24 protein-coding genes are annotated in these 26,424 nt (G+C 68.6%); 11 read left to right on the forward strand and 13 right to left on the reverse strand.

All coding sequences use genetic code 11. The features are described 5' to 3' along the window. Genes KY501_RS42175 through KY501_RS42185 form a run of 3 tightly spaced genes read right to left on the reverse strand, consistent with a single transcriptional unit; the run spans window position 1 to window position 1,693 of the window. Window positions 1-528 carry a hypothetical protein gene (locus tag KY501_RS42175; RefSeq protein ID WP_224369738.1) on the reverse strand — a complete coding sequence of 176 codons (528 nt, stop codon included), beginning with the start codon at window positions 526-528 and terminating at the stop codon, window positions 1-3. Next, window positions 528-1,058: an anti-sigma factor family protein gene (locus KY501_RS42180; protein WP_224369746.1), complete on the reverse strand. Its 531-nt coding sequence runs from the start codon at window positions 1,056-1,058 to the stop codon at window positions 528-530. Before KY501_RS42180 ends, KY501_RS42175 begins: the two co-directional genes overlap by 1 nt. Further along, window positions 1,055-1,693, reverse strand: a complete 639-nt coding sequence (locus KY501_RS42185) for an RNA polymerase sigma factor (protein ID WP_373691710.1) — start codon at window positions 1,691-1,693, stop codon at window positions 1,055-1,057. The genes KY501_RS42180 and KY501_RS42185 overlap by 4 nt, the downstream gene beginning before the upstream one ends. Window positions 1,694-1,868: 175 nt before the next feature. Here KY501_RS42185 and KY501_RS42190 point away from each other — a divergent pair, with 175 nt between their 5' ends. Beyond that, window positions 1,869-2,453 (forward strand): TIGR02265 family protein, encoded by a 585-nt coding sequence (locus KY501_RS42190; RefSeq protein WP_224369756.1) that lies wholly within the window; start codon window positions 1,869-1,871, stop codon window positions 2,451-2,453. Here the strand turns inward: KY501_RS42190 and KY501_RS42195 are convergent. Beyond that, on the reverse strand, window positions 2,450-2,932 hold the full coding sequence (locus KY501_RS42195) for a peroxiredoxin (RefSeq protein WP_224369758.1): 483 nt from the start codon (window positions 2,930-2,932) through the stop codon (window positions 2,450-2,452). The two genes, KY501_RS42190 and KY501_RS42195, sit on opposite strands and share 4 nt — an antisense overlap. Window positions 2,933-3,035: 103 nt before the next feature. Between KY501_RS42195 and KY501_RS42200 the strand changes: the two genes are divergently transcribed. The 3 genes from KY501_RS42200 to KY501_RS42210 all read left to right on the forward strand — a co-directional run bounded on the left by KY501_RS42200 (window position 3,036) and on the right by KY501_RS42210 (window position 6,097). After that, window positions 3,036-4,202 carry a YcaO-like family protein gene (locus KY501_RS42200; protein WP_224369760.1) on the forward strand — a complete coding sequence of 389 codons (1,167 nt, stop codon included), beginning with the start codon at window positions 3,036-3,038 and terminating at the stop codon, window positions 4,200-4,202. Next, complete coding sequence (locus KY501_RS42205; RefSeq protein ID WP_224369762.1) at window positions 4,199-5,371, forward strand: TfuA-like protein; 1,173 nt, start codon at window positions 4,199-4,201, stop codon at window positions 5,369-5,371. Before KY501_RS42200 ends, KY501_RS42205 begins: the two co-directional genes overlap by 4 nt. 201 nt (window positions 5,372-5,572) lie before the next feature. Further along, window positions 5,573-6,097 carry a hypothetical protein gene (locus KY501_RS42210; RefSeq protein ID WP_224369764.1) on the forward strand — a complete coding sequence of 175 codons (525 nt, stop codon included), beginning with the start codon at window positions 5,573-5,575 and terminating at the stop codon, window positions 6,095-6,097. Between the two features lie 124 nt (window positions 6,098-6,221). Here the strand turns inward: KY501_RS42210 and KY501_RS42215 are convergent, their stop codons facing one another. The 3 genes from KY501_RS42215 to omp85 are packed head-to-tail and all read right to left on the reverse strand — an operon-like array spanning window position 6,222 to window position 10,083. Then, window positions 6,222-7,358 (reverse strand): SO2930 family diheme c-type cytochrome, encoded by a 1,137-nt coding sequence (locus KY501_RS42215; RefSeq protein ID WP_224369766.1) that lies wholly within the window; start codon window positions 7,356-7,358, stop codon window positions 6,222-6,224. After that, complete coding sequence (locus KY501_RS42220) at window positions 7,355-8,581, reverse strand: parallel beta-helix domain-containing protein (protein WP_224369768.1); 1,227 nt, start codon at window positions 8,579-8,581, stop codon at window positions 7,355-7,357. The genes KY501_RS42215 and KY501_RS42220 overlap by 4 nt, the downstream gene beginning before the upstream one ends. A 35-nt stretch (window positions 8,582-8,616) precedes the next feature. Beyond that, complete coding sequence (gene omp85 / locus KY501_RS42225) at window positions 8,617-10,083, reverse strand: Omp85 family outer membrane protein (protein WP_224369770.1); 1,467 nt, start codon at window positions 10,081-10,083, stop codon at window positions 8,617-8,619. A 168-nt stretch (window positions 10,084-10,251) separates the two neighbouring features. Between omp85 and KY501_RS42230 the strand changes: the two genes are divergently transcribed. From KY501_RS42230 to KY501_RS42245, 4 genes are all read left to right on the forward strand, one after another. Further along, window positions 10,252-10,998 carry an endonuclease III domain-containing protein gene (locus tag KY501_RS42230; RefSeq protein ID WP_224369772.1) on the forward strand — a complete coding sequence of 249 codons (747 nt, stop codon included), beginning with the start codon at window positions 10,252-10,254 and terminating at the stop codon, window positions 10,996-10,998. Between the two features lie 60 nt (window positions 10,999-11,058). Continuing rightward, window positions 11,059-11,907, forward strand: coding sequence for an SDR family oxidoreductase (locus KY501_RS42235; RefSeq protein WP_224369774.1), 849 nt, complete (start codon window positions 11,059-11,061; stop codon window positions 11,905-11,907). A 216-nt stretch (window positions 11,908-12,123) separates the two neighbouring features. Further along, window positions 12,124-12,363: a hypothetical protein gene (locus KY501_RS42240; RefSeq protein WP_224369776.1), complete on the forward strand. Its 240-nt coding sequence runs from the start codon at window positions 12,124-12,126 to the stop codon at window positions 12,361-12,363. 33 nt (window positions 12,364-12,396) lie between these two features. Further along, a complete protein-coding gene (locus KY501_RS42245) occupies window positions 12,397-13,167 on the forward strand; it encodes a DNA-methyltransferase (RefSeq protein ID WP_224369778.1) in 771 nt (256 codons plus the stop codon). On the opposite strand, the gene KY501_RS42250 is transcribed toward KY501_RS42245, so the two are convergent. Further along, window positions 13,146-13,793, reverse strand: coding sequence for a 2OG-Fe(II) oxygenase (locus KY501_RS42250; protein ID WP_224369780.1), 648 nt, complete (start codon window positions 13,791-13,793; stop codon window positions 13,146-13,148). The two genes, KY501_RS42245 and KY501_RS42250, sit on opposite strands and share 22 nt — an antisense overlap. Before the next feature lie 68 nt (window positions 13,794-13,861). Between KY501_RS42250 and KY501_RS42255 the strand changes: the two genes are divergently transcribed. Next, window positions 13,862-15,142 (forward strand): dicarboxylate/amino acid:cation symporter, encoded by a 1,281-nt coding sequence (locus KY501_RS42255; RefSeq protein WP_224369782.1) that lies wholly within the window; start codon window positions 13,862-13,864, stop codon window positions 15,140-15,142. 77 nt (window positions 15,143-15,219) lie between these two features. Here the strand turns inward: KY501_RS42255 and KY501_RS42260 are convergent, their stop codons facing one another. Then, window positions 15,220-16,383, reverse strand: a complete 1,164-nt coding sequence (locus tag KY501_RS42260; RefSeq protein ID WP_224369784.1) for a FadR/GntR family transcriptional regulator — start codon at window positions 16,381-16,383, stop codon at window positions 15,220-15,222. Between the two features lie 376 nt (window positions 16,384-16,759). Between KY501_RS42260 and KY501_RS42265 the strand changes: the two genes are divergently transcribed. Together KY501_RS42265 and KY501_RS42270 are read left to right on the forward strand one after the other, a co-directional pair. Continuing rightward, a complete protein-coding gene (locus KY501_RS42265; protein WP_224369786.1) occupies window positions 16,760-17,254 on the forward strand; it encodes an FKBP-type peptidyl-prolyl cis-trans isomerase in 495 nt (164 codons plus the stop codon). 72 nt (window positions 17,255-17,326) lie between these two features. Beyond that, on the forward strand, window positions 17,327-19,237 hold the full coding sequence (locus KY501_RS42270; protein ID WP_224369788.1) for an OPT family oligopeptide transporter: 1,911 nt from the start codon (window positions 17,327-17,329) through the stop codon (window positions 19,235-19,237). 10 nt (window positions 19,238-19,247) lie between these two features. On the opposite strand, the gene KY501_RS42275 is transcribed toward KY501_RS42270, so the two are convergent. From KY501_RS42275 to KY501_RS42290, 4 genes are all read right to left on the reverse strand, one after another. After that, entirely contained in the window at window positions 19,248-21,398 is a 2,151-nt protein-coding gene (locus KY501_RS42275; protein WP_224369790.1) for a serine/threonine-protein kinase, read from the reverse strand. Between the two features lie 127 nt (window positions 21,399-21,525). Next, window positions 21,526-22,908, reverse strand: coding sequence for a cytochrome P450 (locus KY501_RS42280; RefSeq protein ID WP_224369792.1), 1,383 nt, complete (start codon window positions 22,906-22,908; stop codon window positions 21,526-21,528). Between the two features lie 123 nt (window positions 22,909-23,031). After that, complete coding sequence (locus KY501_RS42285; RefSeq protein ID WP_224369793.1) at window positions 23,032-25,065, reverse strand: serine/threonine-protein kinase; 2,034 nt, start codon at window positions 25,063-25,065, stop codon at window positions 23,032-23,034. A gap of 295 nt (window positions 25,066-25,360) precedes the next feature. Next, a complete protein-coding gene (locus KY501_RS42290) occupies window positions 25,361-26,344 on the reverse strand; it encodes a hypothetical protein (RefSeq protein ID WP_224369795.1) in 984 nt (327 codons plus the stop codon). Between the last annotated feature and the right edge of the window lie 80 nt (window positions 26,345-26,424).

Raw genomic sequence — 26,424 nt, forward strand, 5'->3', positions numbered from 1 at the left:
TCAGCCGCGGTCGTCCCGCCCGTCGAGCTTGCGCATCTTCTCCTGCATCCTCTCGCGCATCCTCTCCTTGTACTTTGTCTTGAACTGGGAGAGCCGGCTCTCGAAGCGGGCCATGAAGAGCGCCAGCTTCGCGCGCTTCTGCGGCGGCATATCCTTGGACAGCGCCTGGAACATCTCCCGATCCAGCGCCGTCAGCTGCGCCCGGGCGTCGAAGGCCTTCTGCGCCGCTTGATCCACCTGGGCCATCGCCGCGGTGTCTCCCCGGGCCGCGCGCTGGAGGAGCTCCGCCGATTCGCGCACCTGCTGCCGCAGCGGGCGGCGCCGCTCGTCGAACTTGCGCAGCGTCTCGGCCAGTTGGAGCGCCTGGGCGGTGTCCAGCTCCAGCGCCTCCGAGAGCCCTACCACGCGCGCGGTGCGCATCTGCCGCTCCGCCTCCAACTCGGCCTCCTGCTGGGCGTCGGGAGGCGCGGCGAGCACCCCGAAGGGCGCCAGCGTCAGCATCAACAGGGCCACTCGAATCGGCTTCATCACAGCGACTCTCCATCCATGTCCAGGAACAGCTCACTCGCGGAATCGTCCGCGTCGTCCTCGTCGCCCCAGTCCTCGTCGAAGCTGGCGGGATCGATCGCATCGCCCAGCGGATCCGCCGCCGCCCACTCCTCGAAGTCCGCCTGCGTGTCCGAGCCCACCGAGGCGGACACGGGTTGGGGCACGGCGCTCGGAGTCCGCGGAGACCGGAGCGACGGGCCCACCACCACCAGCACCGCGGCCGCCGCGGCCAGCAACGCACCCGCCGTCCGAGCCCGGAACGCCTTGCGCACCTGCGTCCGCCGCCACGTGCTCAGCGTCTGCTGGGGCAGGGCCTCCATCCGCTCCCGCATGGCCGGGGACACCGGCGGCAGCGCCACCGCGTCGAGCATGCGCGCGGTGGACTCGAACTCGCTCCGGCAGGCCGCGCAGGAGGCCAGGTGCTCGCGTACCCGGGCCTCGTCAGCGGGCTCCAGTGCCCCCGCGGCATGGAGCGTCAACAGCTCCTCCTGGTCCTGGCACGCGCTCATTCGCGGCCCTCCTCAGTCGTGCCAGCCACCTCGGCCTTCAACCGCTTCACGGCGTGGTGGAACTGCACCTTGGCGTTGTTCTCGGTGATGCCGAGCGTCTCGGCAATGTCTCGAAAGGGCAGCTCCGCATCCACCCGGAGCGTGAGCACCTCGCGCTGGCGGCGGGGCAGGGCGAGCACGGCGGACTGGATGTGCCGATCGCGCTCCTGGCGCTCCAGCGCTTCCTGGGGGGACTCCCGCCCGTCCACGGCGGCATCCTCCACCTCGGTCAGCACGGCGGGGCGCCAGCGGCTCCCCTGGCGCGCGTGGTTCTTGGCCAGGTTGAGGGCGATGCGCACCAGCCAGGAGCGGAACGGGGTGGGGCTGCCGGGTTTCCAGCGGGCGAAGACGCGGCTCGAGGCCTCCAGGGCCCGCAGGAAGGCCTGCTGCGCCAGGTCGGCGGCATCCTCGGGGCGGGGAGCGAAGCGGCGGACGAGCGACAGGACGAGCGATCGGTAGCGCTCCACCAGGGCGCCGAAGGCTGCCTCGTCGCCGTCCAGGAAGGCGCGGCACAGCACCTCATCCGAGAGTGCCGGAGCGCTCGCCAGCGCCAACCGGGGGAGCTTGGAGCCTCCCTTTGTCTGCCATGCCGTCACGAAGGCTTGAACACGCGGGGGGCCAGAAGGTTACAAGCCCCTGCGGAACCGGGGTTTTACCCGGAGTGAGGGGTAGGACTCGGAATGGGGCGGGTGAGGGACGCATTGGGTTGCCGCATTGCGTCCGTCGCTGACACAATACCCTTCCAGGTCCCTTCCCCGGGGCCCCCTCTCTATGTCGACGGCAGGCTCTCCCCCCAACTCCCGCATCAAGGGCACGGTGCTCATCTCCCGGCTGAACCTGGTGCGCCAGCAGGGGGGGCAGGCTCGGCTGGAGGAGGTGCTCAAGCGGCTGCCGCCCATGGACCAGGCGCTGCTGCGGAAGATGATCCTCCCCATCAACTGGTACCCGTTTGAGCTCAACCTGCGCCTGGACGAGGCCATCGCGGATGTGCTGTCTCCCGAGGATCGCACCCAGGCCTTCATGGACATGGGGCGGGCCTCGGCGGACGAGAACCTCAAGGGGGCGCAGCACGTCTTCGTCCGGCCGGGCGAGCCGCAGTTCCTGCTGAGCCAGGCGCCGCAGATCTACCGCTTCTATTACGCGGTGGGCTCGCGCACCTACGAGAAGACGGGGCCGAAGTCCGCCACCCTGCGCACCTTTGGCGCGGAGAACGTCACCGAGACGGACTGCCTCACCATCGTCGGCTGGCACCAGCGCGCCATCGAGCTGTCCGGAGGACGGGCCGTGCGTGTCGCCCACCCCTTGTGCGTGGCCAAAGGCGCCCAGCACTGCGAGTACCTGTGTCAGTGGGACTAGGCGTGTGAGCGCTCGGCGCCCTCGGGTGGGAGCGGATGCGCCTGGAGGTACTTCAGCACGTCATCCAGGTGGCGGTGGACGCGGACCTCGTGGCGGATGATGGATTCGATGCGGCCGGCCGGATCGATGATGAAGGTGATGCGCCGGTCCACCTTGAGCACGGGCCAGAGCACGTCATAGGACGTGCTGATGAGGCGGCGCTCGTCGCCAATGAGGGCGAAGTGGATGTCCTCCTGTGCGGCGAAGGCGCACTGGGTGCTCACCGAGTCCACGGAGACGCCGACCAATTCGGCGCCCAGGGCCTGGAGGCGGGCCTGGTTGTCGCGGAAGGCGCGAATCTCGATCGTGCAGCCGATGGTGAAGGCCCGGGGGAAGAAGAAGAGCACGACGCGGCGTCCCCGGAGGGCGCGCAGAGAGACGGGTTGCCCCTGACAGTCGGTAGCAGTGAAGTCCGGCGCTGAATCTCCGACCTGGATCATCCGGGTTCCCCTGTGACTTTCCCACCCCTACCACGGACCTTCTGCACATGACGAATACGATGGGTGGATTGCGGGCACGGTTTTCGAGTTAAGGTTGGCCGCCGTGCTTCCTACCAAACAAGTCCTTGTCTCGCAGGTGTTCCAGTCGCGGCTGGCCCAGGCCCTGGGCGTCACCCGGGTGGCGCGGGTGACGGGGTTGGACCGTACGGGGGTGGAGGTGGCGTGCGCCGTCCGCCCCGGCGGCCATGTGCTCCAGGTGTGCAACGGCAAGGGGCTCACCTATGAGGGTGCGGCCCTGGGGGCGCTCTTCGAAACGGCCGAGCTGTGGGCCGCGGAGCACGTGTCCCCCGGCCGGCTGGTGTGGGGTTCGCGGGCGGAGCTGGATGGGCGCAACGCCGGGGCCTGGAGCGCCGAGGCGCTGGGCTCGGCGGGGAGGATGGTGGACTCGCGGCTGTGGGGGGACTCGGTGCGGTGCGCGTGGCGGCAGGCCACGGAGCTGCACTCGGGGCGCGCGGTGTGGGTGCCGGCGCAGGGCGTGCACTGTCCGCCCGGGGGCTCGGTGGCGCTGGGGCCGGTGTGTGTCGCGTGGACGAGCAATGGCTCCGGGGCGCACCCGGATGCCCAGCGTGCGCTGCTGCATGCGCTGCTGGAGGCCTCGGAGCGGGATCAGCTCGCTCGGGCGCTGCCGGGTGGGTGGACGGAGGAGGCGGTCCGGCGGCGGATGCTGGGGCCCTCGGCGATCGCGCGGGGAGCGCCTCGCACGGCGGCGCTGGCGCGAACGCTTCGGGAGCGGGGGTTCGGGGTGTACCTCTTCGATGCCACGCCCACCTCGCGGACTCCTGGAGCGGCGGGGCTGCCCGTGGCCGCGGCGGTGCTGGTGGATGAGGAGGAGGGGCCGGTGCCGCTCACGGCGGGCTATGCGTGCGCGCTGGGGCGGGATGAGGCGCTGTTGCGCGCCCTGCTGGAGGCGGCCCAGTCGCGCCTCACGGACATTCACGGCGCTCGGGAGGACGTGGCGGCGACGGATCGGGATGCCGCGCGCGGTTTCGCCCGTGTCTGCGCTTCGGTGCGCTCCAAGCGGCGCATCGAGGGCATGCCGGACTTCTCCGCGGACACCTCCGCGCCAGCTCGCGGGGTGAAGCGCGTGCTGCGGCAGTTGCAGCGCGCGGGTTTCACGCAGGTGGCCGCTGTCACGCTGGACTCGCCCGTGCCCGGACTGCACGTCCGGCGGGTGGTGGTGCCGGGCATGCGCATCTCGGAGCTCCTATGAAACGCCGTCCCGAGGATCTCGTCGTCTTCCTGGGTCCCTCTCTGCCCGCGGAGGAGGCTCGCAAGCTGGCGAACTGCCGCGTGCTGCCTCCAGCTCGCCAGGGGGATGTGTGGCGGGCGCTCTCGCTGCGGCCACGGGTCATCGCGCTGGTGGATGGTGTCTTCGAGGCGCAGCCCTCCGTGTGGCACCACGAGCTGCTGGCCGCGCTGGAGGCGGGCGTGGCCCTCTACGGCGGTGCGAGCATGGGCGCACTGCGAGCGGCGGAGCTGGCTGCCCACGGCATGGTGGGCGTGGGGCGCATCTTCGAGGGGTATCGGGAGAGGGTGCTGGTGGATGACTCGGAGGTGGCGCTGCTGCACGCGGATGCGGAGCATGGGTACCGGCCGCTCACCGTTCCCCTGGTGAACGTGCGGCACGTGGTGGCCCAGGCGCGTGCGGCTCGGGTGCTCAACCAGCGGCAGGCGCGTGCGGTGGTGGCGGCGGCCGAGGGCCTCTTCTACCAGGAGCGCACCTGGCGCCGGATCCTGGAGTCCGTTCGCCCGTCCTGGCCCGCGACCACGCGCGGAGACTGGGAGGGGTGGTTCTCTCGAGGGGTGGAGGATCTCAAGCGGATGGATGCCATCGCCTGCATCCAAGCCGCGGCGGCATTCGTGTCCTCGCCTCGGACGGTGCAGCCGCCGCGCGGTGCGGCCCGGCCTCCGCCTTCGTCGCTGGTGCGGCGGAGGAGGCTGGCGGATGACGTGTCCGTGCTGGGGGGTAGGGCGGTGCCCTCGGCGCAGGTGATGGCGGCACTGCAGCGGGCGCCGGACAGCGTGGAGCTGGCCGAGGCGGGCCTGAAGCGGGCGTTGCTGGCGGGCTGGGCTCGCTCGCTGGGGCTCGAGCCGGATGAAGAGGAGGTGGAGGCGGCGGAGGCGGAGTGGTGGCGGAGCCATGGGGTGCGGTCCTCGGAGCGGGATGCGTTCCTGGCGGCGAGCGGGCTGGATGGGCCGGGGCTGCGGAGGCTGTGCGAGGAGCGTGCGCTGGAGCGGCTCATGTTGTCCCATGCACAGCGCGTGTTGCCGGACGGCCCCTCTTGGGAGGAGGCGCTCGCGTCCGAGGCGCGCGTCCAGGGCCGCTGGGTGGAGGTGGTGCAAGGAGCAACCCGGGCCCGGCGGTCCCGCGCCCGTTGAGGTGACACGCGGAGACATGGCGGGACATCGGCTCACCTCCGTGGGGGAGAGCGGGCTGATGGATGCATGGCAATCGTCTCTGGGGAGCGTTCAGTGTTGGATGCCCAGGGAGGGAGCGCTTCGGGGGGAAGTGGCGCACGAGATCGGGCGCCGCAACTTCCCGGGCACGTTCGCGCCGGTCTCTGCCGGTGAAGCGTTGCCATGCGTTTGAAGAATTCTTCGGCCTTTCTGCTCCTGGTGCTCGGGGGATGTTCTGGAGCGGAGTTCTCCGAGCCCCCCATGCCTCCGCCCTCGCGAGACGAGCGGGCGGATGATGAGGACCAGGCGCCGCGCGAGCTGGCCGGAGAAGCCAGGGCTACCGGCGAAGACAGGCCCCCGGTGGTAATGCTCTCATCACCGGAGGAGGGAGCCCGCTACCAGCCTGGAGCCTCCATCACTTTCGAGGCCCGTGCCACGGATCCGGAGGACGGTGGGCTGCCCGCGAGTGCCTTCACATGGAAGGTGGACTTTCACGAAGGGGGCAAGGTGTATGCCTTCGTGCCGCCGATCAGCGGGATGGCGCGAGGCACGTTCACGGCGCCGGCCGTGGAGGGGGCGGAGGGTCCCCGGTGGTACCGCATCCACCTGCAGGTGAAGGACAGGCACGGAAACACCTCGGCGGTGTTCCGGGACGTGCGTGCCCAGGAGCCGAGCGGCGACAAGCCTTCACCCGTTCACGTCCGCTGACGGGACTTCGGAAGGAGAGGCCGGTCCGGGCGCGGACCGAGCCAACCTGTCTGCTTGGTGGACAGGTTTGGCTCAGGCGCGCCCGGAGGGGCAGCTCTCCCAACGGGCTCGTCATTCAAGGAGCTCAGCCGCCCATCGCCTGGGGGGCATCGTTTTCGCAGGCGCCTGGCATCTGTTGGATCCACTCCCGAATGAGCGCCACGCCCTCGTCATGGGTGAGCGAGCGTCCCAGCTCCGGCATCATGACGCCCGGGTCCTGCGAGTCCATGCGGTACACGAGGATCGAGCGCGTCGGCTGTCCCGGGACGATGTCGAAGGGCAGGTTCTTGCCGGCGCCTCGCCCGGCGGCCACGGGCGCCTTGCATCGGCCGAGCGTGTGAGGCTCCTTCTCCAGGGCGGACAGGTAAAGCCCGGAGCTCGCGGCGGGCCCGTTCCGGTCATGGCAGTGCGCGCAGTTTGCGTCGAGATACGCCCGGGCGCGCTGCTCCACGGAGCCCGTGCTCGCGTCATTCCAGACGGCGTTTCGAGGCGCTGCGGCAGGCTCGGGAGCGCCCTTGAGGTAGCCCACGCGAGTCAGCCGTGTGAGCTGGTTTTCAGGCCCCTCGTCATACGAGTAGCTCCGGTTGAGGTGCCGGGCCTGGAGGCCGATGGGCGTCATCACCTTGTTGCGCTCATGGCAGCCCTGACACTGGTTCACATTGGGAATCATGTAGTGGGCGAACAGCTTCTCACCGGATCCATGAGTCACCTCCACGGCGCGGCTGGAGCCCACCACTTCCAGCGTGGCCTCGGTGCCCTCGTCGTTCCACACGTAGGGGAGGGCAATCCATCCCTGCTTCGCATGCACGAGGATGCGCGTCTCGACGGGCCGGAAGCGTTTGTCCGCATTGCCCGCCGTCCGCCGAGCCCCGGTGGCTGCCGGCACCTTGCCATCGGCCGGGTACATGAAGGTCTTCGAGATGACCGTGCCCACGGGGAAGTCGAACGCCTCTGAATCCCGGTACGTGGCCGACTGGCCCGGAGGCACCCAGATCGTCCGGTACTTCTCCGCGTAGTCCGTGAACAGCGAAGTGTTCAGCTCGTAGGGGATGACGCCGGCATTGGGTTCGAGCGTCCAGCCCGTACCCTGGAAGAGCCCCCACGCCGACAGCTTCTCCGGATAGGGATCCTCCACGAAGGTGTGGACCTCTCCACGCCCCTTGCTGCATCCCCACAGCCCGAGGGCCACCAGGAGCAGGCTCCTTCCCAGTATCCGGCTCACTGGGCGACTCCAGACAGCTTTACCGGTTCGGGGCTCGGGTGCGAGCAGTCATGGGGCGCAAGGTCCCTGCTGAGCTTCTCGAAGCCGTGCTCGGCGTCGGCGTTGGCGAAGTCCGCGTCTCCATTGTTCCGGATGCAGATGCGAAGGTCCTCGGGCATGGCGCCCTGGGCGGTGAGCTTCTTCCCGTCGACGATGCCGTCATAGAGGATGTCCGGGAAGGGCTTGCCGAGCTTCAGCGCCAGCAACTTCACGGCCAACCCGGTCGGCGAGTCGCCTCCTCCCGAGAAGGTGTTGTCGTGGATGTAGAGCGCTTCCGGGTAGGGATCGTAGTTCTTGTCGTTGATGGGCTTGCGAGACACGAAGTAGCTGGCGATGACCAGGTTCACGGTCTTGTTATCCCGGAAGCGGTTGTTGAAGATTTCGACCTGATCAGTGGCCATGACCATCATCCCGGTGCCCGTGGGCACGGTGGCGACGATGTTGCCCTCGGGAGCGAAGTTGTCCGTGTCGTTGGCGAAGATGTCGTTGTTGAACACGCGCGTGGACTTGCCGCCCTGCACGGGCAGATCCGGCAAATCGAACACCAGGATGCCGCCCGTGTTGTGCGTCGCCGTGTTCTCGTAGATGTCGGCGTACTTGGTGTTCTCGCTCTCGATGCCCGCCACGTTCCGCATGGCCTTGTTGCGCCGGATGATGACGTGCTCGGACTGGCCCACGTAGATGCCCGCGTCGGACGCACCGATGGCCACCGAGTCCTCGATCAGCACGTTCTTGCATTGCACCGGGTACAGGCCATACGCGCCATTGGTGGCCTTGGGGCCGCCCGTCCACTCGGCTCGGACGCGGCGGATGACGAGCCCGTCCGTGCCGTTGATCTTGATGGCGTCACCCTTCGTGTCCTCGACGGCGAAGTCCTCCAGGGTGAGGTTGTTGCCCTTGAGGAGGAGTCCCTCGGCGCCCTGCGTCTGGCCCTTGAAGGACAGGATCGTCTTGTCCAGGCCCTTGCCCCGGATCGTGATGCCGTCCACGGTGGAGGACAGGCTGCGGTCGAGCTGGAAGCGGCCCTCGGGCAGCTCGATGACCGCGCCGGGTTTGGCGCGGATGAGGGCCTCTTGCGTCTTCTTGTAGAAGTCCGCGTCGGCGCGAGGGGCCTCCTCCTTCTTGCAGCCAGCACCTGCCACGAGCGCGGCCAGCATCACGGCGCGCCAGATCATCTTTGCCATGGGTCTCCTCATCGGGGCCTTCGAGGACAGGACGCTCAGAAGATGTGGCCGATGTCCAGATAGAACCCGGTGGTGGGCTCGGTGATGCCGACGCCGTAGTCCAGGCGGATGACGAACTCGCGGTTCCATCCGATGCGCAGCCCGCCCCCGGCCGAAGTCTTGAGGCCGCCGCCCTCGTTGAAGTGCAGGTTGCTCCAGACGCGCCCCGAGTCCACGAAGCCGGCCAGGGTGAAGTCGAAGTCCTGCCCCCACGGCTTCACGGAGAGCGCCGTCCAGCGCAGCTCCGCGTTGAGCAGCAGCTTCACGGGCCCTTGGTAGCGGCGCAGGAGGATGCCGCGCGCGGAGTACACGCCGCCCAGCCCATCCTTGTTCTCGAACCCGCCGTAGACGGGGAGCAGGGAGATTGGCACGTCGCCGCCCATCACATCGAGCAGTCCGCGCCACCCCATCACCAGCCGCGAGTACCCGGGGATGACGGGGTGGAAGAAGCGGGTGTGGAGCGTGGCGCCCCAGTAGTTGAACTGGCTGCCAATCACTCCGGCACCGCCGCGCACCGACAGCTCATGGAACATGCCCAGCGTGGGGGCGGCCTCGATGTCCCGGGTGTCGTACTGGAGGCCGAGCATCACCTCGGAGGTGCGCTCGGACAGGGGCTCGGTGAGGTTGCCCTCATGGGAGTCGAGCACTCCCGAGGACGCGTCCTCGATGAGCTTCGAGTCGCTGCTCTGGCCCAGATCATCCGCCGAGTAGCGCATGCGGATGCGGTCCATGCGCAGGCGATAGCCCAGGAAGATCCTCCATTGCTGGGAGAGTTCGCGCCGCGCGTTGAGGCGGATCTTCGGCAGGCTCCGATGGTCATAGGTGTAGTAGCGCAGGCCGCGGAAGTCCGGGTTGTCCGGGCAGACGTCGGGGTTGGCCTTCAAGGAGTCCCGGTCGTCGCAGTCGGAGAACTCGGTGACGTAGGCGGCGGTGTTGCCCAGGCCGTAGTAGGGGGCGAACAGGGTGCGGGCGTAGGCGAGCTCCATGCCCATGCGCCACTGGGAGTCCAGGAAGCGGGGCGCGTCCAGGGAGATGAAGTGCGAGGCCACCTGGTTGGTCGTCTGGAAGAACTGCAGCATCACCGAGTAGCGGAAGGGCTCATAGGAGCCGTCCCCGCGGTCGACGAGCATCAGGATCGCGCCGTAGCCGAACCCCTCATCGGTGTTGAAGTTGATGGCAGGTACGCCCTGGATGTCCCAGCCCTTGCGGCGATCCGCCTGGGGAGGAGCGCCCGCGGGGGGGAGGGCGTCCGCGGGCGGGGTGAGCTGGGCCAGCGGCGGCGTCTGGGGAGTGGGGACATCGGATGCGAGAGGGGCCTCCGCCGAGAGCGAGGAGCTCGGCGAAGCATCGGAGGCGCCCTCGGCCCGGCCGGCGGCCGGGAGGAGGGAGAGGGCTGCCAGCAGGGAGAGGGCGACGCGGCTCCGGAGAGGACGCGAGAGGGTGCGGAGGGGATTCCGGCTCATGGGCACTCGTGCGCTCGGGACAGGCAGACGGTATGCCGGGGCGGGGCATGGCGTCCATTGGGGGTCCCCGTCGCTCAGTGAACGCCGCGTGTCATTTCGGCGCACTGCGCCACGAGCGGCCTGGGCGCCAGAAGTAACCTGTCGGGTTCCATCGAAGCCTCACTACCCATGAGGCAGGAGGAACACCTGGCCGTGGAGCTCCCTGAGTCGCTGTCATCGCTGCCGCCCCGCGAGAAGATGCTGCGGGTGCACGAGCGCCTGTGCGCCGTCTATGGCTGTCCCATCCCCTTCTTCCACGAGCTGGATCCGCTCAGCGAGCTGGTCTCCGCGCTGCTGTCCCACCGCACGCGCAACCGGGATTCGGGGCGGGCCTTCCGGGAGCTTCGGGAGCGCTTTCCCACCTGGGAGGCCGTTCGGGATGCGCCGCTGGCAGCCGTGCTGGAGGCGGTGGCTCCGGTGACGTGGCCCGAGCAGAAGGCGCCGCGCATCCAGGCCGTGCTCCGGGAGATCTCCGCTCGGAGAGGAGGGGACATGGCGCTCGACTTCCTGGGCGAGATGCAGGTGCCCCAGGCGCGCGCGTGGCTGGAGTCCCTGACGGGCGTGGGGCCGAAGACGAGCGCTGCGGTGCTGCTGTTCAGCCGGTTGCGGAGGCCCGCGCTGCCGGTGGACAGCCACCACTACCGGGTGGCGTTGAGGTTGGGGTTGATCTCGCCGCGTGTGACGGTGGGGCGCTCGCATGAGCGGCTGGCAGCGCTGTTGCCTCCAGGCTGGGATGCGCAGCAGGTCTACGATCATCACGAGGTGCTGATGCTGCACGGCCAGCGCTGTTGCTTCTACGTGGCGCCCGCCTGTGGCCGCTGCCCGGTGTTGGATCTGTGCACGTGGGGGCAGCAGCGGCTGGGGGCGCCGGGCTGACGGCGGCCATGAAGGCGTGGCATGGTTCGCGGGCTGCTTCGAACACAAACGGGAGGGAACATGATTCTTGTCACGGGTGGTACGGGAACGATTGGCTCGTCGACGGTGAAGGCGCTTCAGGCGAAGGGGGCGCGCGTCAGGGTTGGAAGCCGCTCTCCGGACAAGCTCAAGGGACAGGGAGTCGAGGCAGTGCTCTTCGACTGGGAGAAGTCGGAGACGTTCGGGCCCGCGCTCCAGGGGGTGGAGAAGGTCTTCCTGCTAACGCCGGTCTCGGACAAGCAGACGCAGTACACGCAGGCGCTCGTGGATGCGGCGAAGAAGGCGGGCGTGAAGCACATCGTGAAGCTGTCGGTGGTGGGCGTGGATGCCGAGCCGGGCATCTACCTGGGCCGGCTGCACCGCTCGAGCGAGAAGGCCATCAAGGACAGCGGCATCGCCTGGACCATGCTGCGGCCCACGTTCTTCATGGAGAACTTCATCAACTACTACGGCGCCGATCCGAAGAAGGACAGCACCGTCTACGCCGCGCACGGCCAGGGCAAGGCGTCGTGGGTGGACGGGCGAGACGTCGGCGAGGTGGCCGCGGCGGTCCTCACCGGCAAGGGGCATGAGGGCAAGGCGTACGAGCTCACGGGCCCCGAGGCGCTGGACTCCGTGGAGGTGCTGACCATCCTGGGCGAGGTGTTCGGCCACAAGTACACCTACGTGCCGATTCCCGAGGAGGCCGCGAAGAAGGCCATGACGGACATGCACATGCCCGCGTCGATCGTGGACGGCATGGCGGAGCTGGCGGCGCTGATCCGCAACGGCTGGTCGGCGGGGCTGGCCACCGGTGTAAAGGACGTGCTCGGCCGGCCGCCGCGCAGCTTCAAGGACTACGCGAAGGACTACGCGGCTGGAAAGATCTGATCCGGGCGCAGCCTGTTTTGGCTCAGGCGCTCGGGTTGTGAGCGCTGCGCGGGGAGTTCCGGGCTCCGAGCACTCACGGGTCGTGAAACGAGGGTGAGTGCTCGGGAGTTCGGCTTGCATCCGGATCCGGCTGTCGTTACCGGCTTGGGGCATTGACAGGGGGGCGTTTCACCACGTCTCAGAACCGGGCTCTGTCCCGGATCAGGTGAGTGAGCAATGAGCCGAATCTGCCAGGATGATGTAGGCCAGTGTGACTTCATCGATGTACTCGAGGAGGCCGTGGTTCGCAGTCGCCCGGTCGCCGTGCAGCTTCGAGCCGGAGAGCTGTTCATCGATCAAATGATGGATGTGGTGACGGAGGCGGGCACCGACTTCGCGGTCTTCCGCTCGCACGACCGGGTTGCGGTCAAGGAGATCGCTGCGGTGTCTCGCTCGGAGCAGCGCGCGATGCCTTGAGCCTGGAGCCGCTGGGTGTAGGGTGGGTGGCGGATGAGCCTCGAACCTCCCCCCGAGTCCCTGCGTTGTCACCGCGCCGATGCGCGAGAGGCGGATGGCTATCGGGCCGCGCTTGGGGAAACCCGGGCGGGCCTGCTGTTGACGGATCCGCCGTACTGCCTGCTCACGCGGAGGCGGAAGGGCGGGGACGAGCGCGATCCGCGGGCCCACAAGAAGATCGATCGCAACCCCATCGTGCGCTTCGAGACGGTGAGGGACTACCGCGTCTTCACGGAAGCGTGGATGACGCGGGCGGTGGGCTGGCTCACGCCGGAGGCGCCGCTGGTCATCTGGACGAATCTGCTGGGCAAGGAGCCCATCACCACGGTGGCGAGGGGGTTGGGCTATACGCACCTGAGGGGCGAGTACATCTGGGGCAAGCGGACCACGGAGAAGAACGCGAACGAGCAATTGCTGCGCGTGTACGAGGTGGCGTTGGTGTTCGCGCGGACGCCCGCGCCGGAATTGGGGCCGGGAGAGCTGCCCACGGTCTGGGCGGTGGTGGGCGGCTACGATGATGACGCGGAGGCGGAGCGCTGGGGCGGTCACCCGCACCACAAGCCCTTCTCGGTGCTGGAGCCGCTGGTGAGGACATACAGCCGGCCTGGGGACACGATCCTGGATCCCTTCGCGGGGAGTGGCTCCACGCCGGCGGCGGCCCTGAGACTGGGGCGCAAGCCGGCGTGCATGGAGATCGAGCCCGAATGGGCGGAGAGGGTGACGCGGCGCCTTCGTGAGACGGCCTATCCGCCGAGCGCGCGGTAGAGCTTCGTCTCGGCCCACGCGGGAGTATCCGTGGGGCGCTTGGTCCACCAGTTCAGCGCGATGGTGCGGCGCTGCCGCGCGCGGCCCGGGAGCTTGCCGTCGGGGATCTGGTTGTTCGCATCCAGCACGCCGTGGGTGAACTTCCCATCGAAGACGACGAAGCGGTTGGGGCGGGGAGCCACCAGCGTCAGGTCATCCAGCTGGCTCGGGGCGAGGGAGGGGTTGGAGGGATCCGGAAGGTGTCGGGTGATGGCGAGGGCGCCGCCGCGCACCCGGTTCAAGAAGAGTACGGAGGACAGTCGAGGGTGCACGAGCTTCCCGGTGCGCAGGGCGAGCTTCTCGTCGCGATCCTGGTGGAAGTCCACGCGCACGTCCGTGGCGTACATGCGGCTCAGCCACCACTCGACGCCAGCGATCCTCAGGTGCTTCACCACGTGAGGCTGGAGCACGAGGATGGCTTCCTCCACGACGTTGGTGGGTTCGCTGAAGTCGTACCAGAAGGTCGTCTGGTAGGTGGTGCGCAGGCGCTCGGTGCCCAGCGCTCCCACGCGTCGGGCGAGGCGGCGGAAGAGGGGGGCGGGCAGGGCGCTGTCGGTGAGTTTGGGATCTTGGACGAACGGTTCCACGGTGGGGCGGGAGCTTCGGCTGAATGGAGGGTATGCGCCACTCCCATTCATCGCTAGGCTGCGCGGCAATGAAGGCACACCAGAAGATGCTCGTGGGCATTATCTTCGGCACGCTGTCCGGGCTCATCGCCCATGCGGTAGCCGGGGACTCCGCCTGGCTCACGTGGGTGGTGACGAACCTCACCCAGCCTGCGGGGCGGATCTTCATCCGCCTGCTGCTCATGCTGGTGGTGCCGCTGCTCTTCGCCGCGCTCGTCATCGGCGTGTGCGAGCTGGATGTGCGGCAGATTGGTCGGCTTGGGCTGAAGACCATCGGTTACACCGTGGTCTTTTCCTCCATCGCTGTGCTGCTGGGACTGGTGCTCGTCAACACGCTGCAGCCGGGCGCTGGCATCAGCGAGGAGACGCGCAACGCAGCGAAGAGCAACAGCTCGGCGCTCAAGGCCGCGCCCACTCCCGGAAGCACCTCGCCCGCGGCGCTCATCGTCAACATGGTGCCGGACAACCCCATCCGCACCGCCGCGGACGGAGACATGATTGGGCTCATCGTCTTCTCCCTCGTCTTCGGGGCGGGGCTGGCGTTGACGCAGACGCCCGCGGCGCTCCGTCTGCGCGAGATGGTGCAGGGCCTCTATGACGTGATGATGCGGCTCATTGATGGAGTGCTACGGCTGGCTCCCTATGGAGTGGCCGCGCTGCTCTTCTCCGTGATGGCGCAGCTCGGAGTGGAGGTGCTGCGGCAGATCCTCTCGTACGTGGCGGTGGTGCTGCTGGCGCTCGGGCTGCACATGTTCGGTGTGTATTCGCTCTCGGTGCGTTTCCTGGGTGGGCGCAATCCGATCGCCTTCTTCCGAGACATCCGGCTGGCCATGGCCACGGCCTTCGCCACGGCCTCCTCCAGCGCGACACTGCCCACCGCCCTCAAGGTCGCGGAAGAGAACCTCCGGCTGCCGCGCCACGTGTCCCGCTTCGTGCTCACCGCTGGCGCGGCCATGAACCAGAACGGCACGGCGCTCTTCGAGGGCGTCACCGTCCTGTTCCTCGCTCAGGTGTATGGCGTGCCGCTGAGCCTCAGCCAGCAGGCCATCATCATGTTCATCTGTGTGCTGGCGGGCATTGGCACGGCGGGAGTGCCGGCCGGCTCGCTCCCCGTCATCCTGATGATCCTGGGTCTCTTCAACATTCCCCCCGAGGGCATCGGCCTGATCCTGGGGGTGGATCGCTTCCTCGACATGTGCCGCACCACTCTCAACGTGACGGGCGATCTGGCTGCGGCGCTCTACGTTGCCCGTGGTGAGCCAGCCGATGACGTCCCCCCGGAGGATGCGCCCGAACCGTCCGCCTCGTGATGCGCAGGGGCAAAGCCCAGGACACCGTTGTCGAACACCTCGACACCAGAACTGTGCTGGTCGCCCCGACGCCTCCCTCAACTCCCCTCTTTGGGTGGGCCGCCAACCTTCTTCGGAGACTCTGAGCCAGGAGCTGCTGTTTCGCATGGTGGAGGAGTGAGTTCGGTGGCATCCCCATCCCCCTGGATTTCCTCGGAGAGAGGAGCCGCCAAGGCAAGAAACAGGGTTGGCGGAGGACAGGGCCCAGCTGTGGAACTCATTCTGGCTGAGAGCGGAGTTCGTGGAGCCGGGAGGCCTTCAGAACTGATGGAGGAACCCTGGAGTCCGTCGGCCAAGGGTGGGGTGAACGAGCCCGTGATCACGTTCTGGCTCGGAGCGGAGGGCTCGTCGGCGGGACCCTCCTGAGACGGGAGCCGCCCTGTCGGCCGAGCGGGTTGCGAACTGGTATGGCCAGCATACCAGTCGGCGGCGGTCTCGCCGGACAGGGGCACCTCCACGGGCGTGGCGGGGGATGCGGGTTCCGTGTGCGCATCGCTGACAGGGGCCAGGCGGTCGAGCATCGGCCCATCCACCGCCTTCAGCAGTGCCGGCAGCTCCCGACGCACCAACTGGGCGTCGCGGTCGACCAACGCGTCGAACACGAACATGGCCCATTCTCGGACAGCCTCCGCTTGCAGGGCGGGCAGCACGCTCTCGGCCACGCCCCAGAAGGCCTTCTCCAATGTGACGATGAGCAGCATGTGGCCGGGACGGTCCGCAGCTCGGGCTGCCAGCCTCAGCAATTCGAACTCTCGCTGCGCCCACCTCCGGGGCTCCTCCTGCCAGCGCGCGTCATCCCTGAGCACAAAGCTGGCACTCTTGAGCAGCTCCACGTCTTGCGGACTGGCGTGTTCGCAGCAGGCCGCCAGCAACTCCACTGTCACCTCTCGTTTCAGGGAGAAGTAGCCCTCCAGCAGATACCGGCGGTCCAGGTCCGTGCGCCCCTCGGGCAGCAACAGCTTCAGGCTCTCGAGGGACAGAGCCTGCCCGAGTCCCACCGTGCGACTCTGGCGCCCAGGGTGTTGGACGATGAGTCCTCGGGCCGCCAGCCCCTGCAGCGCTCCACGGATGGTGGTGCGCGACACCCCATAGCGTTTGGCCATCACCCGCTCGGACGGCAGCGTGTCCTTGGGCATATGGCCCAGCGCAATCAGCCGCTCCAACTGCTCCGACACCCGTGCCACGAGCCCCTTGTGTTCCATCCCCGCCACCCTCCTCGTTACAAGACTCTCCCATTCAAGCAGAGACCTCTGACATGGGCTCGAGACAGGAGGATTCGTAGGGTTGTGCCCGCCAGTCGACACCGCGAGTCGTGATCATCCGCACGGGCGAGAACTTGGCTGTCGTGAGCCCTGGCGCGCTATAACCCGGACCGATTCCCGCTCCGATGCGGGACTCCACCTCCGAGTGCCCGATCCGTCACGCGACCCACAGCCTGCCTGCTCCCATGATGAGCGAACTACCGCGCAGGGGCTCGTTCGCTCGCCGGGGGTACGTCAGGGCAGTGCACGCGGCGATGTTCGCTCGCAATGTTTCCCGAAGCAGTCCCACGCACCGTTGCACCCAAGGAGCAGTCTCATGAAAGTCGCCAAGGACCGAATCGTCGCGTTGGAGTACCAGCTGCACCTGGGCGACGGCCAGGTCGTCGATCAGAGCGAGCCCGGCCAGCCGCTCTCGTATCTCCACGGGCGTGGGCAGATCGTTCCGGGTCTCGAGGGCGCCCTGGAAGGTCTGGGCATTGGCGATACCAAGAAGGTCGTCGTTCCGCCCGCGCAGGGCTACGGCGAGCATGACTCTCGCGGGCTCCAGGAAGTCCCCCGCACCATGTTCCCCCCCAATGCCGAGCTGAAGCCGGGCATGCGTCTGGCCGCCCAGACGGACGGAGGCGAGGTCATCCCCATTGGCATCCACGAGGTGAAGGGCGACACGGTCATTGTCGACCTGAACCACCCTCTGGCTGGCAAGACGCTGCACTTCGACGTCACCGTCCGCGCCGTCCGGGACGCCACCGCCGAGGAACTGACCCACGGCCATGCCCACGGGCCGGATGGGCACGGCCACCATCACGACTGATGAAGGGCCTGTCCGCCCTTTACTGAGGGGCGCTCGGTGATTCGGGGCCGGTGAATTATGGTTGCGGCCCCCATGAGTCATCCCGCCCCACAAGAGCCGCACTCGAACGTTCTCGCTGAAGCCCCTCCGGGCGCCAAGGCCTCCCCGGAGGCTGATCCCGAGCGGTACTGGCTGGAGAACGTGTATCAACGTGGCGCGCGTCAGCTCACGGTGCGCGCGGTCATCGCCGGCATGGTCATCGGCATGGTGATGTGCCTCTCCAACCTGTACGTCATCCTCAAGACGGGTTGGAGTATGGGCGTCACGCTGACCGCCTGCATCCTGGCCTTCTCCGTCTTCAACCTCCTGCGCCAGCTGCGCATCTTCAAGCAGGAGTTCTCCCCGCTGGAGAACAACGCCATGGGCTCGGTGGCGTCCGCCGCGGGCTACATGACGGGCGGCGGCAACATGCACGCCGTGCCCGCGCTGCTCATGCTCACCGGAACGTTGCCCTCCACCGGGTGGTTGGTGGTATGGCTCGCCGTGGTTGCGGCGCTCGGGGTGGTGGCCGCCATCCCCATCAAGCGCCAGCTCATCAACATCGAGGCGCTGCCGTTCCCCACCGGCACGGCCACCGCGGAGACGATCAATGCGCTGCACGGCCACGGGGAGCAGGCGTCCCAGAAGGCGCGGTTGCTCGGAGGGGCGGGGCTCGTCGGCGCCATCGTCGCGGTGTTGCGTGAGGCGAAGAGTGCCTGGCTGGATGCCCATGTCTCCGCGTTCTGGCGCCTGCCGTTCATCCCAGCCAAGGTGAGCGTGCCGTTCATCAACATCCGCGGCCGTCCCGCCGGGGACTGGGGCCTGTCCTTCGATTTGAGCCTGCTCCTGATTGGCGCCGGCGGCCTGATGAGCTGGAAGACGGGCTGGTCCATGCTCCTGGGCGCGGTGCTCACCTACGGCTTCCTCGCCCCGGCCATGTTCGACCAGGGCTTCATCACCGCCGTCTCCTTCAAGGCCATCAACACGTGGATGCTGTGGACGGGCGCCGCCGTGCTCGTGTCCTCGGGCCTGCTGTCCTTCGCGTTCCAGTGGCGCAGCGTGGCGCGCTCGTTCAAGGCGCTCACGGGGCTGTTCAGCAAGAAGGCCGACGCCGTGCAGGATCCGCTGGCGGACATCGAGTGTCCTCCCTCGTGGTTCCCCCTGGGCTTCGCCATCCTCGGGCCCATCGTCGTGGCGCTGATGGCGTACCTGTTCCAGATCCCCGTGTGGGCCGGCATCATCGCGTTGCCGCTGTCCGTCATCATGGGTGTCATCGCCTCGCGCGTCACCGGCGAGACGGACACCACCCCCACCAAGGCGCTGGGGCCTGTCACCCAGCTCATCTACGGCGGTCTGGCTCCAGGCAATGTCGCCGCCAACGTCATGAGCGCCAACGCGACCGGCGGCGTGGGCCTGCACTCGGCGGATCTGCTCACGGACCTCAAGTCCGGGTGGCTGCTCGGCGCCAATCCGCGGCAGCAGTTCATTGGCCAGCTCTTCGGCGTGGTGGCCGGCGCGATCGTCGTGGTGCCCGCCTTCCACCTGCTCGTTCCGGACGCGAGCGTGCTGGGCACTGATCAGTTCCCCGCGCCGTCCGCCCTGGTCTGGGCCGGAGTCTCCCAGATGCTCTCGGTGGGGCTCAGTGCGCTGCACTCGAGTGCTCGCGTGGGAGCCCTCTGCGGCGCCGTGCTGGGCATCGCCCTCGTGCTGCTGGATCGCTGGGCGCCCAAGAAGGCCAAGCCCTTCATTCCCTCCGCCGCCGGCTTCGGCCTGGCCATCGTCATCCCTGGCTCCAGCTCGATCAGCTTCTTCATCGGCGCGGCCATCGCCGAGTACCTGCGCCGCCGCAGGCCGAAGCTGGCCGAGGCCACCGTGTTCCCCGTGGGCTCGGGCCTGATCGCAGGAGAGAGCCTGATGGGCATTGCCCTCATCATGCTCAAGGCCTTCGGCTTCATGCCCAAGTAGAGCGCTGTTCCTACGCCACCGAAGGGGGGACGGGCACCGGGCCGGCACTCGCGGACGGTGACTTGATCCGCGAGTCGCGCCGCTTGAGGCTCCAATAGCGCTGCTGGAGGGGCAGGTTGAGCGGATCGAGGCTCAGCGCCTTCTCGTACTCCGTCAGCGCGGAATCGATATGTCCCTGGGCCGCCCAAGCCGTTGCGTTCGTGGCGTGAAGCCTTCCCTTCATCTCCGCGCCGGGGTGGGCCTGCAGGTAGCGCGCACGCAGGGACTCGATCTCTGCGGCTGTGACACCGCTGGAGATGCATCGTGCCACTCCCGGGTAGTTTCCATTCCGGGCATCGTGCTCGATGCGCTGGCGAGGTTGCCCAAGCACCTCCGCTGCCTTCTCCGTACGGGCGCGGAGTTCGGCCAGGTCCTTCATCTGCCGCGCTGACAGCGGGCGGGCCGCGATGGCCTCCAGGTTGCGCTGGACCGCGCGGAACTGGCGATTCACGTCGTCGAAGGTGGCATCGGTGGGCAGCGAGAGCAGCACGTACGGATCGCCGCTCATGTGGCGGAGCAGCGCGCCCAGCAGCGCCTCCGCCTGCGGATCGTCCGGGAAGGTCTTCGCGGCTCGAGGAGGTGCCAGCACCTGCCCTTGCGACACCTGGACCAGCACGTCCCGAGCATCGTGGGACAGGTCGACGAACTGGATGGCGAAGCCCGCGCGCATTCCCCACGAGGCGGCCTGCGCGGGCAGGATGTGACGGACGACCTCGGCCATGCAGGGCAATTGCCGATCATGTAGCTCCAGCGTCAGCGACACGCGAGCGCGCAGTGGCGGCAGGGCTCCCTCCGCGCACAGGAAGGCGCCTGCGTGGGTCAGGTCGGTGCAAGCCATGCGGCGGGACTCGGTCCCGGGCGGGAAGGTGATCCACGCGATCACTTCGGCGGGCCGGTGCATCACCGACTGCGAGGTCGGTGCCGCGGGCGGAGTCGTGCGGGAGGCCTGTGCCGCCATCGGAGCGGAGCAGCTCACGGGGGCCGCCATCGGAGTGGCTCGGGCAGGGGAAGCAGCCACCGGAGTCGCTCGAACCGCGGGCATGGGGCCAGGTGCCATTCTCGCGGCGAGGCCCGCCACCGGAGTCGCCGCGACTCGAGTCGTGGCCAGCGGGGGCTGCTGGGCCACCACCGTGGGAGCGATGGGCATGGCGGGCGACGTCAGCGCGCGCTCCAATGCAATGCGCAGTTCGGCGGCATTCTGGAAGCGATCCTCCGGCCGCTTCGCCAGCATCCGCATGACGACGTCCGAGAGTGCCGCCGGCACCTCAGGCCTCACGCCATGCGGAGACATCGGAACCTGCCTCAGGTGGGCGTGCAGCAACTCGCCAATGCCCGTGCCCTGGAACGGCCGCCGGCCGGTGAGGACCTCATAGGCGATCAGCCCCAGAGCGTACTGATCCGTTCGCCCATCCACCGCCTGTGCCATCCACTGCTCGGGCGCCATGTACTCGGGAGTGCCGATGAGCATGCCCTGCGCCGTCTTTGCCTGCCCCACGTTGTGGTCCAGCAGCTTGGCGATGCCGAAGTCCAGCACCTTCACGAAGTGCGGCATCCGCTCACGCCGGAGCAGGAAGATGTTCTCCGGCTTGAGGTCCCGGTGGATCACCCCTCGCGAGTGAGCCGCCTGCAACGCATCGCACACCTGGGTGAGGATCGGCACGAGGACCGTCGCCGGCACCGGGCGCCCCAGGAGCGAGGAGAGCGGCTGTCCCTCCAGGTACTCCATGATGAGGTAGTGCTGCCGGGGCGGCAGCACGCTCATGTCGAAGATGTTGATGATGTTCTCGTGGCCGATGAGGTTGACGGCGCGGGCCTCGGCCAGGAAGCGCTGGACGAGCGTCTCGTTCGAGGCCAGGTGCGGGTGCAGGAACTTCACCGCCACCCGGCTGCCGATGACGGTGTGCTCGCCCAGGTACACCGAGCCCATGCCCCCATCGCCCAGCTTGCGCACCAACCGGAAGCTCCCCACCTCCGTGCCCAGCAGCGGATCCTTTCCCTCGGGGCCCACGCGCAGCTGAGTGGCCGCCGGCTGCCGGAGCGCGCTCGAGCCGGGCGCTGTCTGGGTGGATGCCTCCGGGGACTCGGGGCTCGGCTCGGGAGAGCTCGGGATTTGCGGGAGCATGGGCGGCTGCCTTCCTCGGACCGTGTCTCGGCCCTGAGAGGGAGGGCCTGCCGAGTTCATCTGCAAGGCGCGTGCACAGTGCTCCTGGTCTGCCGGTGGGTGGGACATGCACCTCCCCGGACAGGCCTCAGCGCCGGGACAAGCGGACCCACACCCCATTCCGGGCTCGCAGGGTGGTGGTGAACTGCACCTGCGCTACTCGCCCGGGCACGGCCGACACGCGGAAGCGCTGGGCAATGCGCGCCAGGATGAGCTGCCCCTCCATCAGCGCGAACTCCTTGCCGATGCACTGCCGCTGGCCGCCCCCGAAGCCCAGCCAGGCCTGCCTCGGACGCCCCTCGGAGCGCTCGGGCCGGAAGCGCTCGGGATCGAAGTGCTCGGGTGCCTCCCACACGTCCGGGTGGCGGTGGATGAGGTGCGACATGACGCCCACCAGTGTTCCCGCGGGGATGCGGTAGCCGTCAATCTCGTCGTCCTCCTCGGGCGTCCTCGGGAGCCAGTATGCGGGCGCGTACAGCCGGATCGTCTCCTGCAGCATGCAGAGCGTGTAGGAGAGCTGTCTCAGGTCGCCGAACTCCGGAACGCGCGGGCCGAGCACGCCGTCCACCTCGTCCTGGAGCCGCTGGCCGAACTCCGGCTGCTGCGTCATCGCGTGGAGCGCCCAGGCCAGGGCCACCGATGTCGTCTCGAAGCCCGCGACGAAGAGGGCCACGGCCTCGTCGCGGATCTGCTGGGTCGTCATCCGCTCGCCCGTCTCGGCATCCGTCGCCTGGCTCATCAAGGAGAGCAGGGTGTCGCCGAGGCCATCCTCGTGCTCGCCGCGCTCGAGCATCCGGAAGAGGATCGAGTCCATGGTCCGGATGGCCGCCCGGTAGCGCGCCCGTCCGGGCACAGGGACCCATGAGGGCAGTGCGTGCGTCGCCATCCCCTTCACCATGAAGTGGATGATGTAGGCCATGGCCTGCTCGGCCTCTTCCGCCTCGGCCTGGGACAGCCCGCCGCCGAACATGATGCGCACCAGCAGGTGCATGGTCATGTGGGCAAAGGCCTGGGCGGCATTGAAGGGCTCCCCCGTGCGAGCCGCCTGCTCCCAGTGTTCCGAGAGGGTCTCGTCCACGGTCTCCACCAGCCTCGCGGCCAGGGTGGCGATCCGCTGGTGGTGGAAGGCGGGCTGGAGCATCCGCCGCTGGCGCCGCCAGTAGTCGCCCTCGCTGACGGGCAGCCCGTTGCCCATGAACGTCCGGACCGAGTCCCAGAAGGGCCCGCCCTTGGTGTAGTTGCGCCCGTGGTCCACGAGCACGTGCTGGGCGTGGCGGGGGTGGCACAGCGCGATGGCCTCGCGGGGCCCCAGGCGTAGCCGGAAGATGTCTCCATGCCGCTGCCGGGCCTGCTCGAGGAAGTCGAGCGGATGCCGCACCAGTGAAGGGAGGTTGCCCAAAAGGGGCACCCCCGGCACCTGGGGAGGAAGTCGTGGGCGAGCAAATGAGGACAGGGCCGCGGAGCCGCGCATGGGAGGAGCCCTCCAAGAGAGGTCGCGATGGCGAAGACGGCAGCCTCGGCCATAGCAGTGCCCCTCCGCGGGCAAAACCCCCGCGGCGCTGGAGCGTGCTCTCGCGAACTTTGACTCGGTGGGCTACGAGCGGCCGGGGCGCTTGCGCAGCCCGGGAACGTCCGGTCCTCGGGAGCGGCTGTCCGGCGCGGGCGTATTCTTCCCGCGCTGCTTGAGGCTCCAGTAGCGCTGTTGGAGCGCCAGGTTGAGCGGATCAGCCGCCAGCGCCTTCTCGTACTCGGCCAGCGCCAACTGGACGTTGCTCTGGGCCTCCCACGCGGCCGCGGTGGCGGAGTGGATGCGCTCTCGCGCCTCCGCGCCGGGGTGGGCCAGCAGGTAGCGGGCGCGCAGGGATTCGATCTCGCTGGCCGTGAGGCCGCTGGAGATGCAGCGGGCCACACCGGCGAAGTTGGCTCGCCAGGCGTCGTGCTCGATGCGCTGGCGGGGGTGCCCGAGCAATTCCGAGGCCTTCTCCACCTTTGAGCGCATGTCGGACAGATCCCGCGACTGCCGGGCGGACAGCTTGCGGGAGGCGATGTTCTCGAGCGCCGTCAGGGCGGCGCGGGCGTGCTGGCGCACATCGTCGAAGGTGGCGTTCTGGGGCAGGGACAGCAGCACGTAGGGATCGGTGCTCATGCGCTGCTGCAGCATGGTGAGCAGCGCCTCGGCCTGCGGATCGTCCACGGTAGCGGGCTTGGGAGCCACCGGAGAGGGAATCTGCCCCTGGGCCAGCTTGGACAGGGCGTCGCGAGCCTCCGCGGACAGTTCAACGAACTGGATGGCGAAGCCGGCACGCATCCCCCAGGAGGAGGCCTGGGCGGGAGTGACATGGCGGACGACCTCGCCCCCGCAGGCCAGGGGCCGGTCCTTCAGCTCCAGGATGAGCGACACGCGCGAGCGCAGCGGGGGCATGGTGCCCTCGGTGCACAGGAAGGCGCCTGCGCGGCTGAGGTCCGTGCACGTCAAACGGACGGGCTCGGTGCCAGGGGCGAGCACCACCCGCGCGGGGATATCCGCCGGAGCCGGGGCCGGCGAGCGCCGGGGTGGGGCCGGAGCGGTGGCCGGCATGGCCATGGCCGTGTCGGCAGGCAGGGGAGGCGGCGCCGGAGGGGTATGGGCGGCGAGGGGCGGTGCGGTGGGCCTCGGGGGCGGGGCGTTCGTGGCGGTGGTGAGGGCCTGCTCCAGGGCCGCGCGCATCTCGCTGGCGCTCCGGAACCGCTCGTCCGGCTTCTTGGCCATGGCGCGCATGATCACCTGCGAGAGGGCGACCGGCACCTGGGGATTCACCTCATGGGGGGCGGCCGGCATCTCCTGCAGGTGGGCATGCAGCAGGCTCCCCAGCCCGCCCTTGCCGAAGGGGGTGCGCCCGGCGAGCAACTCGTAGGCGATGATGCCCAGGGCGTACAGATCGGTCCGCCCGTCCACGCCCTTGCCGGCCCACTGCTCGGGGGCCATGTACTCGGGGGTACCGATGATCGTGCCGAGCGAGGTCTGCCCTGGCGACACCCCATCCAGCAGCTTGGCGATGCCGAAATCCAGCACCTTGACGAAGTGGGGGGTCCGGTCGTGCCGGACGAGGAAGATGTTCTCCGGCTTGAGATCGCGGTGGACCACGCCGTTGAGATGGGCCGCCTGCAGCGCGTCACAGACCTGGGTGAGGATCGGCACGATGACCGAGGCCTGTTGCGGGGTGCCCGTCATGGCCGAGAGGGGGCTGCCCTCCAGGTACTCCATGACGAGGTAGTGCCGCCGGGGGGGCAGCACGTTCATGTCGAAGATGTTGATGATGTTCTCGTGGCCGATGAGGTTGACGGCGCGGGCTTCGGCCAGGAAGCGTTGGACGAGGGCCTCGTTGGAAGCGAAGTGCTCGTGGAGGAACTTCACGGCGACCTTGCTGCCAATGAGGGTGTGTTCGCCCAGGTAGACGGTGCCCATGCCGCCGCCGCCGAGCTTGCGCACCAGCCGGAAGCTGCCCACCACCAGTCCAATCAGCGGATCCTTGATCTCCGCGGGGGGCGGTGGCTGGGGTTGGGCGGCTTGCGGGTCGGGCGAGGACTCCGGAGGAGCCCACCACTTCTCGCCGTTCTGGGAGTCCGGCCGGAGGTTGGTGGGGGACATCTCGCCTGGCGGCGCGGGGGCGGCGGGGCCCCCCATGAAAGAGGTCGTCTCGGACGGGCCCTTCTGATCCGAGGGCTCCTGCTCAGGGGTTTTGACTTTGTCCTGAGACATAGAGGGATAGGGACGACTCGAGCCCGGCGAACGAGGGATTCTTATCGTGTTTCACGGAAAGGTGAAGCGCGACTCAACTATTTCGCGGGGGCGGAATTTCACTTTGAGGGCAGAGGAAAGGGTTCGGGTGCCCGACGTGTCGCCGGAGGGCGCTGACATGTCAGTCGTGACACGTCGGGGCGTGTCAGCGGCTGGCCAGGGCTTTCCGGGGAAGCTGGCGTAGCAGGTTGAGCAGGCGAAGGGAGGAGTGCATGTTCCCCTGGACCTCCCAGGGGTCGATCCGGTCACCCCCGTTGGTGAATTGGGGGGAGAGCACGAAGACGCGGACGCGAGCGCGGGTGACGAGGCCCTGGAAGCGCGAGTCCCGGAGCAGCCCTCGGCTGACGCGGAGCTGGGGGGCGGGCTGGAAGAAGTCGAGATCCAGGGAGACCCAATCGGCCTCGGTGGCTCCGGGCTGGTCGAGGACCTGGCGCCAGTGGAGCTGGTCGGGGTCCAGGAATCCAGGCACGAGCACGGAGACGCCGATGTCCCGGCCACTCATCCCGGCTTTGCGAGGGGCCACTCCGGTGGTGAAGAAGACATCCTCCTCCCGGAGGACGGCGGTGGAGTCGCCCGGCCGCTTGAGGCCCTCGATGAGCTTCCACCAGGTGGCAGCCTGCTGAGGCCGGCGGGTCTCCAGGTAGTTGTCCTTGCACCAGTCCGAGTGCCGGTCCGCATGGAAGAGGGCGCGCGGAAGCTCGCCGGTGGTCCGGTAGTGGTAGAGGGCCACATCGAGCATGTGGTGGTCGCGCAGCACGTAGTCGGTGGAGCCCGAGGGGCTTCGCAGCACCAGGACGATGCCTCGCAGCGCGGCGTCGATGTCCTTCATCGTGAGGGCATCGCTCCAAGTGCGCTCCTCGAAGGTGTGCTGCTGGCCTTCGTAGGGCTTCTCGCCGGTCTCGGGGACGACATCCTCGGGGCCGCTCCAGCGGTGGATCCGGCGCTCGAAGCGCTCCGCCTCTCCGTCCGCGAGCGCCTGGCGGGCCACCTCGCGGATGTCGCTCTGGGTGCCAGGGGCCGGGATGGCGGGAACGAACCCCTCCGGCCCGGCGGCTCCCGAGGCGGCGCGGAGCTGGAACGCGTAGGCGGCATCGGTGGGGCGCTTCCAGTCGGAATACCGGACGAGCAAGGCAGGGTCTCTTGGTGGCGCCTGCCTGGTGGCTCCAGGGCTGGCGGCTCAGGGGATCGACTGTAGCGAACAGCCCACGG

This window comes from Hyalangium versicolor (genome assembly GCF_020103695.1).
GTDB lineage: Bacteria > Myxococcota > Myxococcia > Myxococcales > Myxococcaceae > Hyalangium > Hyalangium versicolor.

What these genes read in the sequence shown, in the direction of transcription:
- KY501_RS42175 (WP_224369738.1), bottom strand. Translation starts at nt 528, where the DNA reads ATGAAGCCGATTCGAGTGGCCCTGTTGATGCTGACGCTGGCGCCCTTC.
- KY501_RS42180 (WP_224369746.1), bottom strand. Translation starts at nt 1,058, where the DNA reads ATGAGCGCGTGCCAGGACCAGGAGGAGCTGTTGACGCTCCATGCCGCG.
- KY501_RS42190 (WP_224369756.1), top strand. Translation starts at nt 1,869, where the DNA reads ATGTCGACGGCAGGCTCTCCCCCCAACTCCCGCATCAAGGGCACGGTG.
- KY501_RS42195 (WP_224369758.1), bottom strand. Translation starts at nt 2,932, where the DNA reads ATGATCCAGGTCGGAGATTCAGCGCCGGACTTCACTGCTACCGACTGT.
- KY501_RS42205 (WP_224369762.1), top strand. Translation starts at nt 4,199, where the DNA reads ATGAAACGCCGTCCCGAGGATCTCGTCGTCTTCCTGGGTCCCTCTCTG.
- KY501_RS42210 (WP_224369764.1), top strand. Translation starts at nt 5,573, where the DNA reads ATGCGTTTGAAGAATTCTTCGGCCTTTCTGCTCCTGGTGCTCGGGGGA.
- KY501_RS42220 (WP_224369768.1), bottom strand. Translation starts at nt 8,581, where the DNA reads ATGGCAAAGATGATCTGGCGCGCCGTGATGCTGGCCGCGCTCGTGGCA.
- omp85 (WP_224369770.1), bottom strand. Translation starts at nt 10,083, where the DNA reads ATGAGCCGGAATCCCCTCCGCACCCTCTCGCGTCCTCTCCGGAGCCGC.
- KY501_RS42230 (WP_224369772.1), top strand. Translation starts at nt 10,252, where the DNA reads ATGAGGCAGGAGGAACACCTGGCCGTGGAGCTCCCTGAGTCGCTGTCA.
- KY501_RS42235 (WP_224369774.1), top strand. Translation starts at nt 11,059, where the DNA reads ATGATTCTTGTCACGGGTGGTACGGGAACGATTGGCTCGTCGACGGTG.
- KY501_RS42240 (WP_224369776.1), top strand. Translation starts at nt 12,124, where the DNA reads ATGAGCCGAATCTGCCAGGATGATGTAGGCCAGTGTGACTTCATCGAT.
- KY501_RS42245 (WP_224369778.1), top strand. Translation starts at nt 12,397, where the DNA reads ATGAGCCTCGAACCTCCCCCCGAGTCCCTGCGTTGTCACCGCGCCGAT.
- KY501_RS42255 (WP_224369782.1), top strand. Translation starts at nt 13,862, where the DNA reads ATGAAGGCACACCAGAAGATGCTCGTGGGCATTATCTTCGGCACGCTG.
- KY501_RS42260 (WP_224369784.1), bottom strand. Translation starts at nt 16,383, where the DNA reads ATGGAACACAAGGGGCTCGTGGCACGGGTGTCGGAGCAGTTGGAGCGG.
- KY501_RS42265 (WP_224369786.1), top strand. Translation starts at nt 16,760, where the DNA reads ATGAAAGTCGCCAAGGACCGAATCGTCGCGTTGGAGTACCAGCTGCAC.
- KY501_RS42270 (WP_224369788.1), top strand. Translation starts at nt 17,327, where the DNA reads ATGAGTCATCCCGCCCCACAAGAGCCGCACTCGAACGTTCTCGCTGAA.
- KY501_RS42275 (WP_224369790.1), bottom strand. Translation starts at nt 21,398, where the DNA reads ATGCTCCCGCAAATCCCGAGCTCTCCCGAGCCGAGCCCCGAGTCCCCG.
- KY501_RS42280 (WP_224369792.1), bottom strand. Translation starts at nt 22,908, where the DNA reads ATGCGCGGCTCCGCGGCCCTGTCCTCATTTGCTCGCCCACGACTTCCT.
- KY501_RS42285 (WP_224369793.1), bottom strand. Translation starts at nt 25,065, where the DNA reads ATGTCCCCCACCAACCTCCGGCCGGACTCCCAGAACGGCGAGAAGTGG.